Source organism: Chitinophaga parva (assembly GCF_003071345.1).
In the GTDB taxonomy this organism is placed as follows: domain Bacteria; phylum Bacteroidota; class Bacteroidia; order Chitinophagales; family Chitinophagaceae; genus Chitinophaga; species Chitinophaga parva.
Genome location: NZ_QCYK01000002.1, coordinates 13,756 through 36,430 on the forward strand (window position 1 = coordinate 13,756; position 22,675 = coordinate 36,430).

A 22,675-nucleotide genomic window follows, 5' to 3' on the forward strand; every position below is an offset into this window, starting at 1 on the left:
GTGTTTGTTAGGCCGGTCCATGAGCTGCCCCCGTTAACTACGTTTTTTTAACCCAAAACGATAAGTTCCCTTATGAAGTACATTTTTACATGCATCACCGTGCTGTTTTTTTTGCACGCGCGTTTGTACGCCCAGCACACATTCCTGGACAGCGATACGGCTGCAAACGGGAAATACCGTAACATGATCCTGGATGTAAAACAACATCCGGTGCCCGCCGCCCGGTCGGCTGAGTTCTTAAGATCCGCATTGAAATTGCAGGGACATGACAGCCTGCGTTTGAAAACGGTCCTGGAATCCAGCGGGCGTACGCACCAGGTGTACGAACAGTATTACAAGGGATTCCGCGTTCCCACCGGCGGATATTCCGTGCACATTCACGATGGCGTTATTGAAACCGCCAATGGAACTATCCAGGACGTGGGTGACCCCTCGCTGCAGGTAATGGTGGATGAAAGTACTGCCTTAAAGCTAGCCCTGGCGGCGGTTCCCGCCAAGGTGTATGGCTGGCAGGACGAGGCCACCATGAAAAGTTACCGGGAGGCGGTCCGCGATCCACAGGCAAGTTTATATCCCAAGGGTGAATTGATCCTCTTCCGGGACGACAGTATCCTGCATGCATTCCGCCTGGCTTACCAGTTCCATGTATATGCCGCATTGCCTTTGCAGGATTACAATGTCTTTATCGATGCGCAAACAGGCCGGGTATTGGCAAAACGGAACCTGATCTGTTTTACCAATACCGCTGCTTCCGGCCAATCGCTCTACAGTGGGTACGTATATTTCACTTCTGATTCATACGGTACCGGCCAGTATCGCCTGATGGAAAGCCGTAGCACGAACAGTCGCACTGCTACGATCCATACTTATAACAACGCGTCCGGCAGCGGGGCAGAATTCAGCCAGACATCCACTACCTGGCCTACGGACGCGGGATTGGACGTACACTGGGGCACGGAAAAAGTGTTTGACTACTGGGCTTCAGTAAGAAGTCGCAACAGCTATGATAATGCCGGTAGTACGCTGAATGGCTATGTGCATACCAGCCTCACCGCACTGGGATATCCGGACAATGACAATGCTTTCTGGAATCCTACCGTACATGCTATGTATTACGGCGACGGCACCACGCAGTTTAAGGCGGTGGTAGCGCTGGATGTTATTGCGCATGAGATCGGGCATGGGGTTACACAGTACACCGCCGGGTTGAACAGCAGCTCGGAGGACGCCGCGCTGAATGAAGGCCTGAGCGATATCTGGGCCAGCGTGATCGAGTACAACAGCGGTACCTATAAGCAGTACTGGACCATTGGGGAAGAGATCATGAAAAACGGGCAGCCTTACCTGCGTTCCCTGCAAAACCCCAAGGCAAACAGCTATCCTGAATATTATCATGGTACCTATTGGGACTACTCCAACGAGCCGCATAAGAACAGCACCGTGTTCAGTCACTGGTTTTACCTGCTGGCGAACGGGGGCAATGCCAATAATGAAGCAGGCAATCACTATAATGTGACCGGCCAGGGTGTGAATGGTGCCGCAGACATTGTCTGGGCTGCGCAAACCGGTTATATGTCCACTGTGACCAGCTATGCAGACATGCGCAATGCCACCATCAATGCCGCTACTGCATTGTATGGCGCCCAAAGCTGCCAGGTAAGGGACGTTACTTACGCATGGTATGCGGTAGGGGTAGGCACCGCGCCCCCGGATGCCAATATGTTGATATCCGGTGCAAATGCCTTCTGTTCCACGGCTGCCTACACCATCTCTGGTGTACCTGCCGGCCAGACGGTTACCTGGTCGTTGAATACTACCAGCTATGCCAGCCTGGCGGCTTCCGGCAACGCTGTTACGCTCACCAAGACGGCGCAGGGCCCCATGGTACTGACGGCTTCCCTGCCATATTGTATCACTGCTTCCAAAAGTGTGAGCACGCAGCCGCTGATGAACCTGAGCAGCGCTATGAACGGCAGCTGCAACGGCTCTTACCAGGATTGGCTGATCTCTGCCAGCCCCAATATGCCGCTGAGCAACTACGTGTGGACGGCCCAACCCTCCGGCACTAATTCCAGCATTAATATTTACAACCCAAGCGGGTCTTCATCGTACGTAAGTGTGAGAGGTGGCGGCGGTATCACTATCACCGCAAAGGATGCCTGCAATGAAAACGTCCAGGACGGCGTTACGGTGTATGCGCCCTGCCCGCAGTCGTTCGCATTCTCCCTTTCTCCCAATCCTGCAGTGAGCACCGTAAATATCCAGCCCCGTTCCAGCACGGATGTGATGGCGGAGAAACTCGCAGTAACGCCGCAGATCACGCAGGTGAATGTATATGACCAGATGGGCAACCGCGTGAGACAGCAGAAGGTAGCCGGTACCAGCACGGTACAGATCAATGTGTCTGGCCTGCGCCTGGGATACTACACGGTTGAAATTGAATACAATAATAAACAGAAGGAACGCCAGCAAATTATCGTTGGCTCCGGGCAGTAACAATACGGTACAAACGGGCGCTTCCAGCAAGCGCCCGTTTTTTTATGCCATGAAATAATCGTACATTAAAAGAACAGTATCCATTTTTTTTCTCCATGTTATTTGCCGGAAACCGTATCTAAACCATCACTCTTCAACAAAATTGTTACCCGGTTATGAAACAAACAACCCGCTTTGCGCTCATGGCTGCGGCCTGCGCAACCCTGTTCTACACAGCCTGTACAAAACAGGACGCTCCATCCAATGCTGACCAGACCTCACCCCGCGCCGTCACGGCCAAGTCCGGCCCCATCAGCGTAATGTACGTAGAGGTGAACAACAACAACCTGCTCAACGTGGGCTGCTATTCCCTGAAGAAAAGCGGCGCCCCGTTCTTCGACTACGCCATCATCTTTGCTGCAAACATCAACTACGACGCCACTGCACACAAAGCGGTGCTGTACAACAATCCCAATGTGACAAAGGTGCTCACCAACAAGGCCACTTACATCCAGCCCCTGCAGGCCAAGGGCATTAAAGTAACCTTGTCTATCCTGGGCAATCACCAGGGCGCCGGCATTGGCAATTTTACAAGCAGGGCCGCCGCGGCTGATTTTGCGCAGCAACTGGCCGATGCTGTAAACACGTACGGCCTGGATGGCATTGACTTCGATGATGAATATGCAGACTATGGCAACAACGGCCTGCCCCAGCCAAACGACAGCTCCCTGATCCTACTGCTCAGTGAGCTGCGTTCCCGCCTGCCTGGCAAGACCATTTCTATTTACAACATTGGTGTAGCCGCCAGTTATGGCAGCTACGGCGGGCACACCATCGGGGAATATGCCAACTATGCGTGGAACCCGTATTACGGCAGCTACTCCGTGCCGGCCACGCCGGGCCTCACCAAAGCCCAGAAGGGTCCGGCCGCTGTGGATGTAACTTCCACCAGCAGCAGCACATCCACTTCCTTTGCCCAGCGCACCGTGAGCGATGGTTATGGGGTGATGTTGTTTTATAACCTTACGCAAACGAGCATTGCCAGTTATTTGCAAGGCACGTCGAAAGCACTGTATAACGATAGCGTAGTGGCACCGGCCGGTTGCTCACAACCCTGGACCAGCCAGTAACTTTTCCGTATTCCGGTCATGGAGAGAAAAACAACGGCCGCCTGCAAATCCTTGCAGGCGGCCGTTTTGTGCTTTGCGCGTACGGTATGAAGAGCCTTGTACAATTTAATATTTAAACACCTTCCCGTTCACCATTACCTGTTGTGTTTTTTCATCAAAGGTGGCCTTGCCGCCGGTGTGCACGGCTGCATTGGTCATGATGTTGGCAATGGAGTGGTAGTAGCCGGCTTCCACGGGTGCGTTTGGCTGCTTGCGGCTGCGCATGCACTCCATGAAATTGCGCACGTGCGCGGATGTGAGCTGGTCTCCGCCGGTGTTGGCGCCTGCTTCCACTTTGATGGCCATTTCGCTGAGATCTTTTACCGGTAGCAAGTTGGCGTGCAGGCCCATTTGCTTTGCTTCCCTTTCGCGGAGGCCACCTTCGGGCGTGATCTTGTTGGTATTGAGATTGAGCGTGCCACCGTTGCTGTAATAGATCTCCTTGGGATTTTCATCCCCATTGTTCATGCGCGACATGAACACTACCTGGAAGCCGGTCGCAGGATCATCGCTGGGGCCGTAATCAAATACAGCGGTTGTGGTATCCCAGTTACGGCGCCCGTCTTTCCAGGTGTAGATGCCGCCATTGGCTACCACACTGCGGGGGTGTTTCAGGTCGGTGAACCAGTGCACGGTGTCTATCTGGTGAGACATCCACTGGCCGGGCTGGCCGGAAGAGTAGGGCCAGAACAGGCGGTACTCCAGATATTTACGGGGATCAAAGTGTTCGTAAGGCCGGTTGAGCAGGAAGCGTTTCCAGTCCAGGTCTTCTTCCTTGCACTTGGCCACCAGGTCGGGGCGGCGCCAGCGGCCGGGCTGGTTCACATTCCAGGTCAGTTCCACCATGGTGATGGGGCCAAACTGGCCGGATTTGATGAATTGTTCCGCGGCTTTATAGTTAGCCCCGGAGCGGCGCTGGGAGCCTATCTGCACAATGCGGTCTGATGCCTTCACCGTCTTCAGTGCATAGATAGCATCGTCCATCGTTTCTGCGAAGGGCTTTTCACAATACACGTCGCAACCTGCCTTTACAGCTTCTGCGCAGAGCAGTGCGTGCTGGAAATCGGCAGTGCTGAGGAACACGCCGTCAATATCTTTGAGCGCATACAGTTCGTCATTGTTGCGGCAGGCGGTAATATCATTGCCCAGTTTGGATTTCAGGAAATCCTGGCCTTCTTCGCGGCGCAGTTTCCACAGGTCGGATACGGCTACGATATCGAAGTTCAGTTCTTTATAATGCTGTACAAAGCTGGGGAAGTGGGAGTTGCGGAAGCGGTCTGAGAAGCCTACTACGCCCATTCTCACGCGGTCATTGGCCCCCAGGATGCGGCCATAACTTTTGGCGGAGAAGCCAATGGCGCCCAGGTAAGCACCGGCTGCCGCCAGGGTGGATGTCTTTAAAAATTCACGTCTTGAGTTTTCCATTACAGTGGAGTTTTGTTGGAAGGAAATATGATGTTTAAGGTTTGTACGGCGTGTTGAAACGTGCTGCCTGTGCATTGATGGCTTCCGCTGTAGGTACCGGTCCGCTGAAAATGATTACCCGGTAGCGGAAGGTGGCGGAGGCGCCGGGTGCCAGGCTGAAATTAAGGGAGCGGGCCCCGTTGCTGAATACCTTCTGTCCCAATGGATTGGCGGCAAACAGGCCGTAGTTGCGCGCATGCCAGTAGGTGGGGAACCCGGGATTGTCTTTCTGGTCAATGATCACAATGGCCACATTTTCTCCCTGCACTTTGCCATAAAGCATGCACCATTCACCACGTGTGCCCCAGGCATCATTGCCGGTTTTGCCCATGCTGGTCAGGTAGTTGCCGGTAGCGTCTGCTCCTGTAGCGGCGGTGGTGGTCACATTGCCATGTACGTCGGTAAATGTTTTGGCACTATCCGGCAGCTCCAGTGATCTTACTACGCGCAGGCCCAGCAGGCCATCTTTGGTATCGGGGAAGTGCACAGTGTCGCCCTGCGCGGTGAGGGTGGTAGTGCGGTCAATGATGCGCATCGTTTTATTACCGCTGAAAGTGAGACTGGTAGCCTCTTTCAGCAGTACGTGGCCGGCCTGGTTCTCCCAGTTGGCAGTATAAGACAAGGTGCTGTCGTGCGTAGTGGGCACCACATGACGTATCCATCCATAATGCATCTTTTTATCTGTGGGAATGGCGGATGAGTTGTTCCAGAAATCCAGGCCGTTCACACTTTCATAATTGAACCACAGGCCTACATGGTGGGGATGGTCCGTGCGCTCGCCGGCCTTTGGAGGCCAGCCCCGCGTGATCATATGTCCACCCGGTGAGAAGATAGGCCACAGGGTAGGTTTCTCCAGGTTTTCCGGGTAAATGAAATTGCAGAAATATTTGCCGTCCAGGCGCACTTCAATAGCAGCCTGTGTTTTAGCCGGGTTAAAGGTTACATGACTGTGCTGTGCATGCAGCAGGTATGGCAGCAAAAGCAGTGGCAACAGGGCATAGCAATGCTTCATAAGTGAATGGTTTATGGTACACGTGGAAATGCAAACGAGGCGTGGTAGTTTCCGTCAGCTAGAAAATCAGGTTTAAAAGATAGGTAAAAAAGTAATTGGGAGGGAGTGCCGGCATGAAAAAAGGGGAAATCTCACAGGTAAAAGGAAGGCGCCGGGCATCGTACCAATACGCATCCGAATAAGAAAGGCTGTTCCAAAGTTTGAAACAGCCCTTTCTTCCGGGAGAAAAATTTTATTCCGCTTTGCGGTCTGCTCCCTGGCGTTCCACCATCCAGCCGGGATATTCGCCGGGCAACTGGCTGATGGCGTTAATGCGTTCCAGCTCTTCCGGGGTGAAGGTCACATCTACGGATTTAAGATTGTCTTCCAGTTGTTCCGTGCGCTTGGCGCCAATGATCACGGTGCTCACCACCGGTTGGTGCAGCAGCCAGGCCAGGGCCAGCTGGGCTACCGATGCGCCTTTTGCAGGCGCCATTGCTGCCAGCAGTTCCACGATATCGAATGCGCGTTCTTTATTCACCGGCGGAAAATCAAAGTTGGTGCGGCGGGCGCCTTCCGCCTGCTGGTTGTTGCGGGTGAACTTACCGGAAAGAAGGCCGCCTGCCAGCGGGCTCCAAACCATGAGGCCTACCTGCTGGTCTTTGAGCAAAGGCACCAGTTCCCGCTCCAGGTCGCGCCCGGCTACGGTGTAGTAGGCTTGCAATGATTCAAAGCGGGCCACCCGGTTGTAGTGGGAATAGTCCAGGGCCTTCATGAGGTGCCACGCGGCCAGATTGCTGGCGCCAATGTAGCGCACCTTGCCACTGCGCACCAGGGTATCCAGGGCTTCCAGGGTTTCACCCAGGGGCGTCAGCGGATCGTAGCCGTGGATCTGGTAGAGGTCTATATAGTCTGTTTGCAGGCGGCGCAGGCTGTCTTCCACCTGGCGGAGGATGTGTTTACGGGTAAGGCCGCTGTCATTAGGGCCTTCGCCCATTTTGCCACGCACTTTGGTGGCCAGTACCAGGTCATCGCGGTGCAGGCCCAGGTTGCGGATAGCCTTGCCGGTCATTTCTTCGGAGAGGCCTTCTGAGTACACATTGGCGGTGTCTATAAAATTGATGCCGGCGTCTACGGCACGTTTTATCAATGCATCTACCGGTGGCTGGTCCAGGTTACCAATGGCCGCCCAGATGCCTTTGTTGCCCCCAAAGGTCATGGTGCCCAGGCAAAGCTCAGATACTTTCAGGCCGGTATTGCCAAGCAGGTTGTATTTCATCGTTTAACATTTTTTGGGTGAAGGATCAAAACGGGTAACTTATTGAAATTAAAAAATGACCTACAACCCTTGGCAATATTTATTTAGTTAGTACCGGCTTAACTTCCTGTTGACCCAAAATGTGTATGCATAAAAAAGCCCTGCATGGAGCAGGGCTTCCGCCGTTATTCCCCGATTTTCTTTAAAGTGTTTTGGATCACGTGCAGCTTGTCCAGGATGAGCAGCATAAAGAAGACCAGTATGCTGGCAGCAGCCAGGCCTGTCATCAGCAGGGCATAGTAGCGGATAGTCCATTGCAGGGCCACTTTCAGGCGCTGTGGGAAGGTAATGCCCGTGATCTTGCGGGCGCCTTCGTACAGGGACAGGCGGATGGTGCAAAATTCATTTTCCGAATTGAAATTACCCAGGGATACACCCAGGTCCTGCAGTTGTGATTCAATATCCAGGATCTTGTCATGCAGGGTAATGAGATCACTGAGATTGCGGCTGCCATTGGATTTCAGCTCATTGAGGGAGGCCAGCGTTTTTTCCAGTGATATCTTTTTGGCATTGAGCTGGCGGTATTCATTGGTCTTGTCCACTTTTACCACGGAAATCTGTTGCACATGCCCGTACTGCTGCATGGCCACGTAAAAGCTGTCGAACTTTTCCGGCACCACGCCAATGAGCAGGTGCAACTGGCGGTTGCCCTTGTTGCCCATGCTGCGCTCGTACTGGATCACGGCATTGAACTGCACTGTTTTTTTACGGACATCCTGCTCATCTTTATCAAAGCTGGCGGTGGAAGAACTGATGGTGGCTGTTTTTTCATACTTCTGGTCCTGCTGCATGGACGGTGGCGGCGCATTCATCGTCACCTGTTTTACTTTTTCAGAAGCATAGTTGCTGCGCAAGTCGCCTATACCGCTGAAAAAATCCTGTTGGGTGAAGTCGTCCGGGATATTGCCTGGCGAGAGATAGCCGTAAACCAGGCGGAGCAGAAACAGCAGGAGGAAGAGGTACAGTAACCAGCGAAACAGGCGCCAGAAGCGGAGTTTAAAGGAGGCTTGGGTCATGGGCGGGTACGTTTTAGGGATAAGGGTAGCTAAAAAATAGGACCACCCCTGTCCGAGGATGGCCCCACGTTTCATGGATCAGTGAGTAATTATTTTTCCGGGTTGCTGGTAAATGACACTTTCTCTACCACCACGCCCATTTTCTTCAGCGCACCACTATCGGAGTCAACTTTCTTCTCGCCGGTTACGGCGTCATATAATTTAGGATCGCCGGAGTTCACTACTTTAAAGAGCACTTCCACACCTTTGCCCTCCAGGGCGCCGCCTTCCCAATCTGCCACGGTGCCGCCATCTTCCCACTCAAAGCCATGGATGCGGAAATTGCGCCCATTGAGCTTTACCACCTTCTGCAGGTCGTCACCCACTTTAATGCCGTAAGGGAATTTCCAGGAAGAGTTTTCCTGCGTGAAGGTGAGCACATTGCTGCTGTCTGCATGCATGAGCAGTTCCAGTTCATTGGCGGTATTGGGGAAAAGCACATAAGCTTCGCCCACATCATTACCTGCTACATCGGTAGTGTTGCGGATGGTGATATTTTCTTTGCCATAAAGATCATAGAGGGTTTTGGGATCATGGATCTTCATGAGGTTGCGGGCGTCCATATTGTACACCGGCGCGGGCGGCGGGGGAGGAGGCGGGGCAATGGTGATGGTATTGCCGGCGCTGTCTTTCGTTACAATAGGTTTTGCTGCGGCCGCCGCGGCCTGGGCGCGCGCTTCTTCCGCGGCTTTAAGGGCTGCCGCATCACGGGCTGCCTGGGCGGCTACATCGGCTGGCCGGTTACCGGAGCGCTCGTAGGGATGTTTATCCTCCAGGATATTCTTGCTGTCTGATTTAAATTTCTTTTCGGTGTAGGTGGCCAGGGCAAAGGCATCGTTGGTACTAAAGCCAAAGTTCCGGAGGTTGGCAATGAGCTGCTGGCGGTTTACGTTGCTGTATTGGTAAAAATATTTCAGGGCGTTATCCAGGGCTGCGGGATCTTTCTGGAGGTTCATCATGGTGGTGTCTATATCCAGGCCACCAGTGCCGGCCCTGGTCATGGCAGAGGCAATGTAGTCGCTTATGGTATCATTCATAAGCTGGTAATGCTCTCCCATTTTAGCAGAGAAGCTGGAGGCGATCTTTTCTTCCAGTTTTACCTGGGCGCCTGCCAGCAGGGGCAGCAACATTGCGATCAAAAAAGCAAGTCGTTTCATGTATGAAGGTTCGTTTCTTAGCGTAACAAAGGCAGGGCGGACAACGGCTAAAATAGGGATAATTCCCCATTGAACGTGCAGGCGTCCCTGGTTATAACGCGGGCCGGTGCCGGGGTATTGCTGCCCCTTTTCCAAATTATCCATGTTCCGGCCAGCTTTATCCGTTCACCAGCCGCGTGCATCGCCGGAATTTTGCCCGGTCATTTTAATGAACAACGCTCCTGGAAACGAGATGGCCCATTCCTCCCAGTAGTACCACAGTTATGGCAATGAGCCCTGGGCGAGTTGGATGAAAATGGCTACCTGCGCCAGCGGTACTGTATAAACGCAGTAAGGGGATGTCTCAACATGGTGAAACATCCCCTTTTCTGGGCGTAAAGGGCTATGTGCTCAAAGACATTAAAAAACAGGAGCTGGAACAGGCGCTTACTTCCCTGGTGCAGAAGGGTTACTATTACACCGAAATGGTGACCGGTAAACTCATTCACGCCATCAATAACCTGGATGAACTACAACCCGCCACTTCCATCCGCGCTATGCCAGGGCTGAACCCGCGGGAGCTGGAATTCCTCAAGCTCGTGTGTTCTGAGCTGACATACAAAGACATTGCAGCGCGCATGAATGTAAGCGTACATACCGTAGATGGCTACCGGGATGCCCTGTTTGAGAAGCTGCAGGTGAAAAGCCGTGTGGGGCTTGTATTGTACGCCATCCGCAATAAGATCTTCCTGGTGGAATAATGGTCTTCCCTTCCAGGGAGCCTTGCAATCATTGTACATATTATCGCCCGCCCGCTCTTAATCCTATCCTAATATAAGTTGCCATGTTTTTTTCCTAATTTTATCAGCTTTATAGACAATCAGCAATTGGGAAGTAAGGGATCATGGAGCCAACGTCATTTATAACAAACGAAGGGAAGAACAAGCCGGCCAGCGCCCTGCTGGCGGACCAGGACCTTCAACGCCTTGCCCTCGCGGATGAACCTTACTTCCGGCAAATACTCACCATCCTGCCCGTAGCCATTTACACCGTAGATGCGTCTGGGTTAATTACCTTTTACAACGAAAAAGCCATAGCCCTGTGGGGCCGCCGCCCCCAGCCAGGCGAGCACTGGTGCGGGGCCGCGGGTTTGCTGCGTGCAGACACCGGCCTGCCTTACCCGGAAGATGCGCTGCCCCTTAAGCGTGTACTGCACACCGGTGAGCCACTGGTCAACGAGGAATGCGTGGTCATCCGCCCTGATGGCAGCCGCCGCCGGATCATACCGCATATGGTGCCCCTGGTACACCCGGATGGCAGCGTGCAGGGAGCCATCAACATGATGATGGATGTAACGGCCCAGCGCAGTTCTGAAGCGGCCCTGGCGGAAAAGGAAGCGCTGCTGCAACACGCCACGGAAGCAGGCCACCTGCGCCAGGCCATAGACGCCGCGGAAATGGGTACCTGGGTGCTGGACCTGCAAACCAGCCGCCTGCACCCATCCGAACGTTACCGCGATATCCTGGGCACCGATGTGAGCAGCGGCTGGCACCTGGACGACCTGCTGGCCCTCATTCATGTAAACGACCGCCAGGTAGTATACCAGGCCACACAAACTGCGGTGCAGGAAGGCCGCCTGGATTTTGAGGTGCGCCTCATCCGCCCGGACGGGCACCTGCGCTGGATCAAGGTGAATGGTGTTACTACTTATAATGAGCAGCATGAAGCCGTACGCATTATTGGTACAGTGATGAATGTAACGGAGCAGCGCAGGGCCAGGCGGGAACTGGAATCGCTGGTGCAGGCACGTACCAAGGCATTGCAGGAATCCAATGAACTGCTGGAAAAATCCAACAGTGCGCTGGCACAGTTTGCCTACATTGCCAGCCATGACCTGCAGGAGCCCCTGCGCAAGATCCAGACCTTTGCAGACCTGCTGGGCCGCAACCTCCGCGATGGGGAAGCAGCGGGTAAATACCTGGAGAAGATATGCTCCAGCGCCGCCCGCATGTCTAACCTGATCCAGGATGTGCTGAATTACTCCCGCCTGGCAAAGTCCGCCGATGCAATGGAAGCCGTGGATCTCTCCCACACGCTGGAGGCGGTGCTATCGGACTTTGAATTGCTCATTGCACAGAAGCATGCGTTGATAAAAACCGTGAAACTGCCCGTGGTACGCGGTTTTGCGCCACAGCTGCATCAACTGTTTGCCAACCTGGTAGGCAATGCGCTGAAGTTCTCTACCCAGGAGCCCTTGCTGGAGATCAGCTGCCGCCAGGTGGAAGGTGATGCACTCCCCATCACGCCCGCACTGCCGGCCCGCACCTATTATGAACTTTCTTTTACAGACAACGGCATTGGCTTTGACCCGGCTTATGCAGAGCAGATCTTCGTGATCTTCCAGCGCCTGAACAGCCGCGATACGTTTGGCGGCACAGGCATTGGCCTGGCGCTTTGCCGTAAGATCGTGGAGAACCACGGCGGGCATATTGCCGCCACGGGGCAGGAGGGCGTCGGGGCCACCTTTACAGTGCTGCTGCCGGCATAATGGCTGCCAGGGCCTGTTGCCACCCTTACGGTGCTTCCTTGCCGGAAGGACATTCCTGCCCAATACAATATCCTGTCTTCCCAAAGCACACCTGCATTGTATTCCTCAGAAGGCTTCGTTATTTTGCAGCGTTCAGAAATTTTCCAATTTGAAACACAGCAAACGCAAAATGCTGCGCCCCGCGCAGCTGGCGGCCGTTATATTCCTTACCGTTTCCGGCGGGCCCTATGGCCTGGAGCCACTGCTTTTCTACGGGGGCAATAATGCCATCCTGTTACTGCTGGCGGTGCCCATTCTCTGGGACATCCCTACCATTTTCACCGTGATGGAGCTCAATAGCATGATGCCCCTCAACGGGGGCTATTACCAATGGGTGAAGCAGGGCCTGGGCCTGCGCTGGGCCTTTTATGAAGGCTGGTGGACCTGGCTGTACACCTTTGTAGACCTGGCCATTTACCCGGTGTTGTTTGTGGAATATGCCGCTTTCTTTTTCCCGGCAATAGCACATTACAAGCTGCCCATCTGCTGGGCTATTATCTGGGGATGTGCCTACCTGAACTACCGCGGCATTGTACCGGTGGGCAAGACGGCCCTGGCCCTGGGAGGCCTGGTGGTGCTGCCTTTCCTGGTAATGGCCGGCATGGCGCTGTGGCATGTGCCCGTGGGGCATGTATGGGAACTGCCCCATCCCACGCGGCATATGACCCTGCCCGCACTGGGCATGGGCCTGTACACGGTGATGTGGAACTTCCTTGGGTGGGACAATGCCACCACCTACGCGGAAGAAGTAGACCACCCGGTGCGGAGTTATCTCTGGTCGCTGGGCGTGGCCTTCCTGCTCATTTTTGTGCTGTACTTTGCCACTGTGCTGGTAGCCCTGCACAGCGGCATTGATGTGGCAGCACTGCAGGACCAGGGCTTCCCCGTGCTGGGCCAGGTGATAGGCGGGCGCTGGCTGGGGACATTGCTTTCCGTAGGCGGCATGGCCAGTGCGGTGGGGCTTTTCTCTGCCGTGATGTTATCCGTATCGCGCATGCCCAAAGTAATGGCAGACGACCGGTTGCTGCCGGCGGTGCTGAGCAAGGAGCACCCGCGTTTTGAAACACCCTGGGTGTCTATCCTTTGCTGCGCGGTGACTGTAAGCCTGCTGGTGATCTGGACCTTTGAAGACCTGCTTATTATTGATATTACGTTGTATGGCACCGCCTTGTTCCTGGAGTTTATAGCGCTCATCCTCCTGCGTAAAAAAGCGCCGGACCTGGAGCGCCCGTTCCGCATCCCGCTGGGCATCCCGGGCCTTTGCCTGATGACGCTGCTGCCCCTGGCCGTGTTTGTAGTAGCGCTGGTGGGCGCGCTGCAGGAGGGAGGCAATAACAGGCCTTTGCTTTTTGCCGGCTTGTCATTGGTAAGCGCGGAGGCCATGTGGCAGCTGGTGCGGGTGTGGCGGCGCACAAAATGATATGAAAAAATATGCATTTTTGTGGTCTATGCTTTAACTTGGGCATTGTGCTGCCGGATTCCATGTTAGCGATCACCAAATAATACCCAGGAATAAAATGATGAAAACTTCCCACCGTTTTTTGCCAGTGCTGCTCTTGCTGGCTCTACTGCAAACCGGCTCCCTGCGCGCGCAGCAGGCCGCTGTGCCCCAGGCCCGCCTTACGGCCCGCGACAATTTCAGTGACATGCGTTTTGGCCTCTTCATTCACTGGGGTGTGTACAGCCTCCTGGGCGATGGAGAATGGGTGATGCACAACAAGCGGATCCCGTACACGGATTACAGTCGCCTGCCGGATGCCTTTTACCCCCACAACTTTGATGCAAAGACCTGGGTAAAAATGGCCAAGGACGCAGGTATGAAATATATCACCATCACCTCCCGACACCATGACGGTTTCAGCATGTTCAATACCAAGGCATCTGAATACAACATCATGAACACCCCTTACAAAAAGGATCCGCTGGCAGAACTGGCGAAGGAATGTAAGGCCCAGGGCATTAAACTGTTCTTCTACTATTCCCTGCTGGACTGGGGCCGCGCTGATTACGGGTATGGCTCGCCCATCGTGAACGGCAAGCCCACAAAAGGCGACTGGGATCACTACATAGCGTTCATGAAAGCCCAGCTTACAGAGCTGCTCACCAACTACCCGGATATTGCCGGTATCTGGTTTGACGGGGAATGGGAGCGCGAGGACGTGGACTGGCGTTTTAACGAGATCTATGCCCTCATCCATAAACTGAAACCAGATGCATTGATCGGCAATAACCACCACCATGCCGCCCGCGACGGGGAAGATTTCCAGATGTTTGAGCGCGACCTGCCGGGTGAAAACAAAGCAGGCTTCAGCGGTGGCGCCACCATTTCACAGGCGCTGCCCCTGGAAACGTGTGAGACCATGAACGGCAGCTGGGGCTTCACCATCACAGATCATCATTACAAAACGGTACGCCAGGTCATACAACTGCTGGTAAGCGCTGCCGGCCGCAATGCCAACCTGCTGCTCAATGTAGGGCCGATGGCCGATGGCGTGATCCAGCCCGAATTTGCAGATACCCTGCGCGCCGCAGGTAAATGGATGAAACAATACGGTGGCGCTATTTACGGTACCCGCGCCGGCTTCCTGGCACCGCAGTCCTGGGGCGTTACCACCCAGCGTGCCGGGCACCAGTACGTGCATATTTTACAAACCCCCGGTACTAACCCGCTCTTCCTGCCCAACATCCCCGGCCACCTGAGAAAGGCCACCATCTATGGCAGCGAAGTAACGGTGAAGTACACCCTGGTAGATAAAGGCGTGCTCCTTTACCTGGATGGCCTGGGCGATGTAGCGTATGATAATATTATTGATCTTTCTTTTGAGTGAACAGAAGGTCTTAGGTCTTAGGTCTTAGGTCTTAAGTCTTAAGTCTTAAGTCTTAAGTCTTAAGTCTTAGGTCTTAAACGTTGCATACGATAAAACAAAAAGCCGGCAGATCATCACTGCCGGCTTTTTACATTATCCGCTACCCAGGGCCTGGTACCTAAGACTTAAGACCTGGGACTTAAGACAATTTAAAACCTGTCATCATTCACCTCCAACCAGTATCCATCCGGGTCTTTGAAGTAGATCTGCTTTACACCATCGGGGCGCACGGTAGGGGCGTGGGCGTTCTGGGCCCAGTTGCCATACTCAATGTGGTTTTCATCAAGGCGCTTCATGAAGGCATTGATGTCCGCTACAGAAAAACAGAGGTGGCTGTTCTTGTCGTGCTCCGTGATGGACGCGGCGCCCTTGATGAGGTGTAACTGGCTGTGGGCGCCAATGCGCAACCAGGTGTGGCGCCCATCGTGGAAGGGCTCCGGAATGGTATCCAGGCCCACGATGCGGGTGTAGAAATCTGTGCTCTTTGCCAGGTTGTACACATAAACAGCTACATGATTGAGCTGTGGCGTGGAATGTTGCTGTGCAGCGGCCGTCATGGTTTGTCCGGTGAGGCCTGCAATGGTGAGCAGGCCGGTGAAGAATAAGTTTCTCATGCCAACAAATTACAGGGGAATGCGCAGAATGTCAAGCCCTTTTTACAACAGCCCTGGCATGTAATGTGCTACCTTCATCCTGGCATAAAATCCATTCGCATGTTATATCACACGCTGGGAAAATCAAGCCTCCGGGTCAGTGAAGTGGCTTTCGGGGGTATGTCGCTCCAGGGCGATGAAAGCAATAATATCCGCCTGCTGCAACAGGCCCTGGCCGGTGGCATCAACTTTTTTGATACGGCAGACCTGTATGACAAGGGCGCCAATGAGTCCCTTTTTGGCAAAGCCTTCCACGACCGGCGGGACCAGGTGGTGATCGCCTCCAAAGTGGGGAACCAGCTACGCGCTGATGGCAGCGGCTGGGACTGGAACCCGCGCAAAGAATACATCCTGAAAGCGGTGGAAGACAGCCTGCGCCGCCTGCAAATAGACTACCTGGACCTCTACCAGCTGCATGGCGGCACCCTGGACGATCCTACGGATGAGACCATCAGCGCCTTTGAGCAGTTGCAACAGCAGGGCAAGATCCGCTACTACGGCATTTCTTCCATCCGTCCTAATGTGATCCGCACCTGGATAGAGCGCTCCAACATAGTGAGTGTAATGATGCAATACAGCCTGCTGGACCGCCGCCCGGAAGAAACGGTCCTTGGCCTGCTGGAAGCCAACAATATTGGCGTACTGGCCCGGGGTAGCGTGGCCAAAGGCCTGCTGGCCGGGAAGCCCGCTACGGAATATTCAGATTTCACCACGGACCTCGTGCAGGCCCAAAGCGATGCGGTAAAAGCCATCTCCGGCCCCAGGCGTACCATGGGGCAAACCGCCATGCGCTATGTATTGCAGCACCCGGCCATTACCAGCGTGGTAGTAGGCATCCGCACGGAGGCCCAACTGCAGCAAGCCCTGGCCCTTAGTGACACACCGGAACTTACGCCTGGTGAAATGCAATCCCTGGCCAGTGTAATGCCTGCCAGGTTCTATGAATCACACCGCTAAGCAGGAAGGCATTGACCAGCGCTCCGGGGATACCAACCCCTGGAGCACTGTCCGGATTTTTCCCGTTTCGATCTGCAAAATTACTATAGGGGCTAACCCAGGCAGGTTTATACCCCTGTTTCGTGTTTTCCACAACGCGCAAAGTGTATTTCTGACGCACTGATTCTATTGTGTTTTTCAGTATGGTGATCTGCCGTAATGGGCCACCATGGCGTGTTTAAAGGACTTTGTGCCCGGCAAGGGAAAAGGCCCTGAGGAGCGCAGCGCCTTTCCCGTTTCCCCTGAAAAGAATTTCCGTTTTGCGTAACCGGAAACCCCATTATTCCCCACAACTTTGCGCCATGAAAAAATTAGTGCTACTCTCCATCGGATGCACGCTGACTGCGCAATTACTTACGGCCCAAACCCTGAAGCCGACTGTCACCGCCGCCCAGAAGCTGGTGATGACCAACGAAGATTCCCTGAACCAAGGAATGAACACTTCCAAGACCGTTGTTTCCGGCTACGGATCAGCGTTCTTCCAGCGCGACTTTAACCAGCAGATGTCACGCGCCACCCTGGAAAGGGCGGTGCTCTTTGTAGGCCACCAGTTCAATGCAAAGATCTCCCTGTTTACGGAGCTGGAACTGGAAAATGCCAAGGTAGGTCCCGGTACAGATGGCGTAGGCGGCTTTGAAGGCGAAATAGCCATGGAGCAGGCTTACCTGAAATTCAACCTGAACTCCCATCAATACCTGGTGGCCGGTCTTTTTGTACCGCGCATCGGGATCCTGAATGAAAATCACCTGCCGGTGAATTTCAACGGGGTAGAGCGTCCCATGGTAGAGCAGCTCATCATCCCCGCTACCTGGCGTGAACTGGGCATTGGCTTCTATGGCCACTCCCGCTACGCGCCGCTCAACTATACCGTAGCCCTGCTCAACGGGCTGAATGGAGCGGCCTTTGAACATGGTACCGGCCTGATAGACGGCCGTGCAGAAGGCCAGGGTGCTTTTGCCAACAACATTGCAGTAACGGCTTCTGTGCAGTACTACCTGCAGGACTTCAAGTTCCAGCTTTCCGGCTATGCAGGTGGTGCAAACGGTGCGGCTAAACGTAAATCAGACAGCCTGCTGCTGAAGAGCGGCCCCTTTGCAGAAACCGTATACCTGGGTGAAGGCGATGTGCAATACGCCCGCAATGGCTGGGCCGTCAAGGCCCTGGGTACGGTGATCAGCTACCAGGGCGCGGCGGATATGAACCGCGCTTATGCCAACAACATGGCCAGCTTCCTGTACGGCGCTTATGGTGAAGTGGCTTACAACCTGTTTGAGCACACCCGCAACGAAAAACTGAAAATGCAGCAATTCAATGTGTTTGCCCGCTATGAAATGCTGGATATGAACGCAACGATCCCGGACAATGCTATTTATGATGGTAAGCTGAAACAACAACACCTCATTGCCGGTATCACTTACCTCCCCATCCCGAATGTAGCCCTCAAGGCGGATGTACGCCTGCTGCACACGGGGCCGGAAAACCCGGAGCTGGTGATCAACCCCAGCCCCACCCGCATTCCATATAGCCAGAACGATACTTTCCTGAACGTGGGCATTGGCTACTCGTTCTAAATAATATGTTCCTGGATGTGGGCATTGGCGCCCAGGGCCAGGTACCCCCTGAAGCAATTACTAAATAAGGAAGCACAAACCAAAATGCTATGCAAAAGCTGGAAAGAAGAGACTTTTTAAAGACCGGTTGCAGGATTTGTTTACTGGGCGCAGCCTCGCTGACGCTTGGAGACCTGCTCAGCGCCTGTGGTACACCGGCTAAGGTGTTTTCTACGACCATGAACAACAACCAGGTGAATGTGCCGCTTTCCCGCTTTGCCACGGAAGACACGCAGATCATCAGCGTGCAACATTTCGAGTATGAAATTGCCGTGCGCAAAAAGAACGACCAGTACGAGGCATTGCTCATGCAGTGCACCCACCAGCATAACCAGGTGGTGCGTACCGGCTCAGGGTTTTACTGCAGCCTCCATGGCAGCCAGTTCGACCAGGATGGCAATGTGAAAAAAGGTCCCGCCGAAAGGCCGCTTCCCCGCTTGCGCACCGAGATTGTGCAAGACCATTTAGTAATCCATACAAACCAAAAAGCATGAGAAAAAAAGCGATACTCTTTGTAGCGGCGGCAGCCATTGGCTTCGCGTCCTGTAAGAAAGACGCCAACAACGGCGGGGGCTCTGAAAGCTTCACCACCCTGGAAAATACCGTCATCGCAGACTTTGTCAATAAAACCGCCATCCCTGGCTATGCTTCCTTGCAGGCAAAGGCTGTCCTGTTTGACAGTGCGGTAGTAGTATTCTCCCGCACCAGGACGGATGCGGACCTGGAAAATGCAAAGCAGTCCTGGCGCAGCCTGCGCACTGTTTGGGAACAATGTGAAGGTTACCTGCTGGGCCCCGTGGAAGACAATAACTACGACCCCCACATGGACACCTGGCCGGTAGATACTTCCAGCCTCAATAAACTGATCGCTGACAACAGCATTACCCTGGACCTGAGCACCGTGACCAACCTGGAAGATGATGCACTGCACGGCTTCCACCCCGCGGAGTACATCATGTGGGGCGTGGACGGGAAAAAGAAAGCCGCAGCCATTACAGACCGTGAAATGCTGTACCTGAAAAGCCTCACCCAGGACGTGGTGAACACCTGTACCAACGTATATAATTCCTGGATCCCCACCAGCGGCAACTATGCCCAGAAGGTACTGGACGCCGGCAAAGGCAACCAGCCATTCCCCACCAAACAACAGTTCTTCGTGGACCTGGCCACCGTGGTAGGCGACATCTGTAATGAAGTAGGCGATGGTAAAATGAAAGACCCCTACGATGCCGGTACCCCGCTCACCGTGGAATCACCTTTCAGCAGCAACTCCCTGCCCGATTTTAAGAATAACATCATGGGTGCATACGCCGTGTACATGGGCACTTTCCAGGGCAGCAGCGCCACCAGCCTGCACGCACTGGTGTTTGCAAAGAACACTTCCCTGGATAAAAAGGTACAGGATGCCTTCAATGCCGCCATCAGCAGCTTTGACACCTTTACCCTGCCTTATGAAAAGGCCATCCTGAGCGAAAAGCCAAAGTGCGTAACCACCATGAACCTGGTGATGGCCGCCCGTGACCTGATGGAGAATGACGTGGTGGACTACCTGAAAGCCAATATTAAAGACTAAATAGGATGCCGGTGCAGGGCGCGTGTCCTGCGTGGGTATTCGCTATACCGAAAACGAATGATGAGGATCCGGAAAATATACCTGGCATCGTTGCTGGCCGTGGCGCCGGCAGTGCTGGTGATGTGCCGTAAGGCGGGCACGTTCGGCGAAGATCAGTACGATCCGCGCCTGAGCGGTGGTGCCGCCACCACTTTCAACGCCAGCAGCAAGGCCTTTGGCGATTGCGTAACAGGGCTGAGCGAGTGGGACAACCATATCCACAGCCTGGGCGATGCGGCTTCTGAAGCTACCTTTGTAGCCCCGCCGGCGGCCGTACATCCCGGCCTGGGCCCCATCTTTAATAACGTGAGCTGCAAAAGCTGCCACCATAACGATGGCAAGGGCAGCCCCACTTTTGGTACAGTGACTTCCTCCATGCTTACGCGCCTGAGCCTCCCCGGCACAGATGAACATGGAGGCCCGGTAGCAGTGCCCGGCTTTGGCCTGCAGTTGCAGGACCTGGCCAATGTAGGCAAGCAACCCGAAGGCAAAGTGAGCCTCACGTACGTGGACATTCCCTTCACCTACCCCGATGGTAACATTGCCACCCTGCACAAGCCCACTTACACCATCCTCCATCAATACATGCCATTGCCCGGCAACGTAATGCGCTCCCCCCGCATGGCACCGCCTTTCTTTGGCCTGGGCCTGTTGGAGAACATCCCGGAAAGCACCATCAAAAGCTTTGCAGATGAAAACGATGCAGACGGTGATGGCATCAGCGGCCGGCCCAATTACGTATGGGACCCCGTGCAGCAAAAAATGATGCTGGGCCGTTTTGGTATGAAAGCCAATACCGCCACCCTGCTCACACAGACCGCCAGCGCTTACCAGCAGGACATGGGCGTTACCAGCTACGTGTTCCCGCAGGAAAGCAGCACCGGCCAGCAGCAGTTTGACGGGCGCAATGACGATCCCGAGCTGCCGGATAGCATTCTCAATGCAGTAGTGTACTACCTGCGCACCCTGTGCGTACCGGCCCGCCGCGATGTAACCCTGCCCAATGTGAAGAATGGTGAAGCCCTCTTTACACAGGTAGGTTGCGCCTCCTGCCACAAGCCCACGCTGTATACCGGCATCAATGAAACACTGCCCGTGGTGAGCAACCAGCGCATCCATCCTTACACAGACCTGCTGCTGCACGACCTGGGCGATGGCCTGGCAGACGGGCGCCCGGACTTTGTGGCCAATGGAAACGAGTGGAAAACGCCTGCCCTGTGGGGCGTGGGCCTGTTTGAGAAAACAAACGGCATTCCTTACTACCTGCACGACGGGCGTGCGCGTTCCCTGGAAGAGGCTATCCTGTGGCACAGCGGGGAAGCGGAAAAATCAAAACAGGCATTTGTACACCTGCCCAGCGGCGACCGGCAGGCGCTGATCATTTTCCTGAAATCACTCTAGTAAAAAACACTTATAACCGGGCGGTTGCATATTGGTGCAGCCGCTTTTTATGCGTATATCCGTAACAGTTATAAACAGGCCATACACACAAAAGCCGCATCCCGGGAGGGGATGCGGCGTGTAAGCGGTAGTATGGTAGCAATTCGTTTATTTCACAATACCGGCAAAGCGCTGGTAAAACTGCGTGGCGCTGTGCTCATTCTTGGGTTGGAATTTACCGGCGATGATGGGTACGTAGATCACGCGGCGGCGGCTTTCTTCGCCGATCACAGATGATTGCGCCACACGGTGCCACAGGCGGCCGTCGTGCACGGTAAGGTCGCCGGCAGCGGGGCGCACGGCCAGTTCATTAGGGTCTTCATCGTGGCTGATGAAGTATTTTTTGCGGAACAGGAACTGGTAAAGGCTCTGGCGGTGCGTGCCCGGAATGATGCGCAGGCCACCGTTTTCCGGTTTCAGGTTACTCAGGTGGATGCCTACATTCAGCATGGGATTCAGACGGCCACCCATGAAAATATCGCGCAGGCCATCGGTGTGCCAGCCCATTTTCGTGAACTTGCTCAGGGGCCCATTTACGTAGTGGTTAAACACCATGCCGTCTTTTTCGTCTTTACCAATGCGGGCGCCCGGTCCCACAAAGCCCAGTAAAGCCTGGAGGCGCGGATCTTCCAGGAGGGCGGCCAGGTAAGGATGATGTTGATTGGTAAATGCAAACCGTTGTACAATCGGGGACCCGTCAAGGTCTTTGCCATATTTGATGGGCACGCCGTTCACTTTTTCTACCCCGCGTGCTATCCAGTCTTTTTCTACTGTTTTGGAAGCGTTCACCACTTCCTGGACCTGTTCCGGGGTGATGAAGTTGCTGAAATGTATAAAACCATGTTGGTCAAAAAAAGCGCGTTGTTCGGCAGTCAGTACGTCCGATAAAGTGAACCTGGGATAAGCAGCGTCCATGATCATGTAGGTTTAAATGCGTTTAAAAAATGCTGGGTGTTCTTGCAATAGGGAGCGGTAAATGCGTAAAATCTTTGCGTAAAATTTTAAGAATGAAAAGGTAATGAAAAAATAATACGCATTTAGCGAATTGTTATTAGAAATTCATTAGAGACAACAATAACGGGAAAGGGTGCAACCACAGCGGGGCTGCAGGTGCGGATAGATAAAATGGTTGATATGAAACAGGTTGCACATCTATTAGTCTACTTGTTCAGTAGAATAAATCTATGGAGTTTTTCCCGTTCGGCAAAAAGTTCTGCTATGATTTTCGTGTGATGTTCATGATTTACGCGTGTACAGGGTACACAAAGCTGCCGGTATATGGCGTCCTGGCAGGCCAGGGTG

The 22,675-nt window shown here is 54.1% G+C and carries 18 protein-coding genes; 11 read left to right on the top strand and 7 right to left on the bottom strand.

Translation table 11 applies throughout. The features are described from left to right. The first annotated feature begins 72 nt into the window (after window positions 1-72). Both DCC81_RS10220 and DCC81_RS10225 read left to right on the top strand, forming a co-directional pair. Window positions 73-2,496: a M4 family metallopeptidase gene (locus DCC81_RS10220; RefSeq protein ID WP_108686555.1), complete on the top strand. Its 2,424-nt coding sequence runs from the start codon at window positions 73-75 to the stop codon at window positions 2,494-2,496. 155 nt (window positions 2,497-2,651) lie between these two features. Beyond that, a complete protein-coding gene (locus tag DCC81_RS10225) occupies window positions 2,652-3,605 on the top strand; it encodes an endo-beta-N-acetylglucosaminidase H (protein WP_205686306.1) in 954 nt (317 codons plus the stop codon). A gap of 105 nt (window positions 3,606-3,710) precedes the next feature. Here DCC81_RS10225 and DCC81_RS10230 read toward each other — a convergent pair whose 3' ends face one another. The 5 genes from DCC81_RS10230 to DCC81_RS10250 form a co-directional block, all read right to left on the bottom strand. After that, a complete protein-coding gene (locus tag DCC81_RS10230) occupies window positions 3,711-5,069 on the bottom strand; it encodes a Gfo/Idh/MocA family protein (RefSeq protein WP_108686556.1) in 1,359 nt (452 codons plus the stop codon). Between the two features lie 34 nt (window positions 5,070-5,103). Further along, window positions 5,104-6,120, bottom strand: coding sequence for a DUF6807 domain-containing protein (locus DCC81_RS10235; RefSeq protein WP_108686557.1), 1,017 nt, complete (start codon window positions 6,118-6,120; stop codon window positions 5,104-5,106). Between the two features lie 232 nt (window positions 6,121-6,352). Next, a complete protein-coding gene (locus DCC81_RS10240) occupies window positions 6,353-7,378 on the bottom strand; it encodes an aldo/keto reductase (protein WP_108686558.1) in 1,026 nt (341 codons plus the stop codon). A gap of 164 nt (window positions 7,379-7,542) precedes the next feature. Beyond that, complete coding sequence (locus DCC81_RS10245) at window positions 7,543-8,433, bottom strand: DUF4349 domain-containing protein (RefSeq protein WP_108686559.1); 891 nt, start codon at window positions 8,431-8,433, stop codon at window positions 7,543-7,545. An 89-nt stretch (window positions 8,434-8,522) separates the two neighbouring features. Beyond that, the gene (locus tag DCC81_RS10250) at window positions 8,523-9,629 is read right to left on the bottom strand and encodes a hypothetical protein (RefSeq protein ID WP_133177627.1); all 1,107 of its coding nucleotides are present in this window, start codon (window positions 9,627-9,629) and stop codon (window positions 8,523-8,525) included. 338 nt (window positions 9,630-9,967) lie between these two features. Here DCC81_RS10250 and DCC81_RS10255 point away from each other — a divergent pair, with 338 nt between their 5' ends. The 4 genes from DCC81_RS10255 (at window position 9,968) to DCC81_RS10270 (ending at window position 15,023) form a co-directional block, all read left to right on the top strand. Then, window positions 9,968-10,369 carry a response regulator transcription factor gene (locus tag DCC81_RS10255; RefSeq protein WP_108686561.1) on the top strand — a complete coding sequence of 134 codons (402 nt, stop codon included), beginning with the start codon at window positions 9,968-9,970 and terminating at the stop codon, window positions 10,367-10,369. Window positions 10,370-10,512: 143 nt separating this feature from the next. Further along, the gene (locus DCC81_RS10260; protein WP_108686562.1) at window positions 10,513-12,156 is read left to right on the top strand and encodes a sensor histidine kinase; all 1,644 of its coding nucleotides are present in this window, start codon (window positions 10,513-10,515) and stop codon (window positions 12,154-12,156) included. A gap of 148 nt (window positions 12,157-12,304) precedes the next feature. After that, on the top strand, window positions 12,305-13,615 hold the full coding sequence (locus DCC81_RS10265; protein WP_108686563.1) for an APC family permease: 1,311 nt from the start codon (window positions 12,305-12,307) through the stop codon (window positions 13,613-13,615). 97 nt (window positions 13,616-13,712) lie between these two features. Beyond that, a complete protein-coding gene (locus tag DCC81_RS10270; RefSeq protein WP_205686307.1) occupies window positions 13,713-15,023 on the top strand; it encodes an alpha-L-fucosidase in 1,311 nt (436 codons plus the stop codon). Window positions 15,024-15,211: 188 nt separating this feature from the next. On the opposite strand, the gene DCC81_RS10275 is transcribed toward DCC81_RS10270, so the two are convergent. Further along, window positions 15,212-15,676 (bottom strand): VOC family protein, encoded by a 465-nt coding sequence (locus tag DCC81_RS10275; protein ID WP_108686564.1) that lies wholly within the window; start codon window positions 15,674-15,676, stop codon window positions 15,212-15,214. Between the two features lie 99 nt (window positions 15,677-15,775). On the opposite strand from DCC81_RS10275, the gene DCC81_RS10280 reads away from it, so the two are divergent. The 5 genes from DCC81_RS10280 (at window position 15,776) to DCC81_RS10300 (ending at window position 21,334) form a co-directional block, all read left to right on the top strand. Continuing rightward, entirely contained in the window at window positions 15,776-16,672 is an 897-nt protein-coding gene (locus DCC81_RS10280; protein WP_108688201.1) for an aldo/keto reductase, read from the top strand. A gap of 341 nt (window positions 16,673-17,013) precedes the next feature. Further along, entirely contained in the window at window positions 17,014-18,282 is a 1,269-nt protein-coding gene (locus tag DCC81_RS10285; RefSeq protein ID WP_108686565.1) for a hypothetical protein, read from the top strand. 89 nt (window positions 18,283-18,371) lie between these two features. After that, window positions 18,372-18,815: a QcrA and Rieske domain-containing protein gene (locus DCC81_RS10290; RefSeq protein WP_108686566.1), complete on the top strand. Its 444-nt coding sequence runs from the start codon at window positions 18,372-18,374 to the stop codon at window positions 18,813-18,815. After that, window positions 18,812-19,894: an imelysin family protein gene (locus tag DCC81_RS10295; RefSeq protein WP_108686567.1), complete on the top strand. Its 1,083-nt coding sequence runs from the start codon at window positions 18,812-18,814 to the stop codon at window positions 19,892-19,894. Before DCC81_RS10290 ends, DCC81_RS10295 begins: the two co-directional genes overlap by 4 nt. A gap of 57 nt (window positions 19,895-19,951) precedes the next feature. After that, window positions 19,952-21,334, top strand: coding sequence for a di-heme oxidoreductase family protein (locus tag DCC81_RS10300; protein WP_205686308.1), 1,383 nt, complete (start codon window positions 19,952-19,954; stop codon window positions 21,332-21,334). Window positions 21,335-21,481: 147 nt separating this feature from the next. Here the strand turns inward: DCC81_RS10300 and DCC81_RS10305 are convergent, their stop codons facing one another. Beyond that, window positions 21,482-22,288 carry a phytanoyl-CoA dioxygenase family protein gene (locus tag DCC81_RS10305; RefSeq protein ID WP_108688203.1) on the bottom strand — a complete coding sequence of 269 codons (807 nt, stop codon included), beginning with the start codon at window positions 22,286-22,288 and terminating at the stop codon, window positions 21,482-21,484. Window positions 22,289-22,675: the final 387 nt, after the last annotated feature.

What these genes read in the sequence shown, in the direction of transcription:
- DCC81_RS10220 (WP_108686555.1), top strand. Translation starts at nt 73, where the DNA reads ATGAAGTACATTTTTACATGCATCACCGTGCTGTTTTTTTTGCACGCG.
- DCC81_RS10225 (WP_205686306.1), top strand. Translation starts at nt 2,652, where the DNA reads ATGAAACAAACAACCCGCTTTGCGCTCATGGCTGCGGCCTGCGCAACC.
- DCC81_RS10230 (WP_108686556.1), bottom strand. Translation starts at nt 5,069, where the DNA reads ATGGAAAACTCAAGACGTGAATTTTTAAAGACATCCACCCTGGCGGCA.
- DCC81_RS10235 (WP_108686557.1), bottom strand. Translation starts at nt 6,120, where the DNA reads ATGAAGCATTGCTATGCCCTGTTGCCACTGCTTTTGCTGCCATACCTG.
- DCC81_RS10240 (WP_108686558.1), bottom strand. Translation starts at nt 7,378, where the DNA reads ATGAAATACAACCTGCTTGGCAATACCGGCCTGAAAGTATCTGAGCTT.
- DCC81_RS10245 (WP_108686559.1), bottom strand. Translation starts at nt 8,433, where the DNA reads ATGACCCAAGCCTCCTTTAAACTCCGCTTCTGGCGCCTGTTTCGCTGG.
- DCC81_RS10250 (WP_133177627.1), bottom strand. Translation starts at nt 9,629, where the DNA reads ATGAAACGACTTGCTTTTTTGATCGCAATGTTGCTGCCCCTGCTGGCA.
- DCC81_RS10255 (WP_108686561.1), top strand. Translation starts at nt 9,968, where the DNA reads ATGTCTCAACATGGTGAAACATCCCCTTTTCTGGGCGTAAAGGGCTAT.
- DCC81_RS10260 (WP_108686562.1), top strand. Translation starts at nt 10,513, where the DNA reads ATGGAGCCAACGTCATTTATAACAAACGAAGGGAAGAACAAGCCGGCC.
- DCC81_RS10270 (WP_205686307.1), top strand. Translation starts at nt 13,713, where the DNA reads ATGATGAAAACTTCCCACCGTTTTTTGCCAGTGCTGCTCTTGCTGGCT.
- DCC81_RS10275 (WP_108686564.1), bottom strand. Translation starts at nt 15,676, where the DNA reads ATGAGAAACTTATTCTTCACCGGCCTGCTCACCATTGCAGGCCTCACC.
- DCC81_RS10280 (WP_108688201.1), top strand. Translation starts at nt 15,776, where the DNA reads ATGTTATATCACACGCTGGGAAAATCAAGCCTCCGGGTCAGTGAAGTG.
- DCC81_RS10285 (WP_108686565.1), top strand. Translation starts at nt 17,014, where the DNA reads ATGAAAAAATTAGTGCTACTCTCCATCGGATGCACGCTGACTGCGCAA.
- DCC81_RS10290 (WP_108686566.1), top strand. Translation starts at nt 18,372, where the DNA reads ATGCAAAAGCTGGAAAGAAGAGACTTTTTAAAGACCGGTTGCAGGATT.
- DCC81_RS10295 (WP_108686567.1), top strand. Translation starts at nt 18,812, where the DNA reads ATGAGAAAAAAAGCGATACTCTTTGTAGCGGCGGCAGCCATTGGCTTC.
- DCC81_RS10300 (WP_205686308.1), top strand. Translation starts at nt 19,952, where the DNA reads ATGATGAGGATCCGGAAAATATACCTGGCATCGTTGCTGGCCGTGGCG.
- DCC81_RS10305 (WP_108688203.1), bottom strand. Translation starts at nt 22,288, where the DNA reads ATGGACGCTGCTTATCCCAGGTTCACTTTATCGGACGTACTGACTGCC.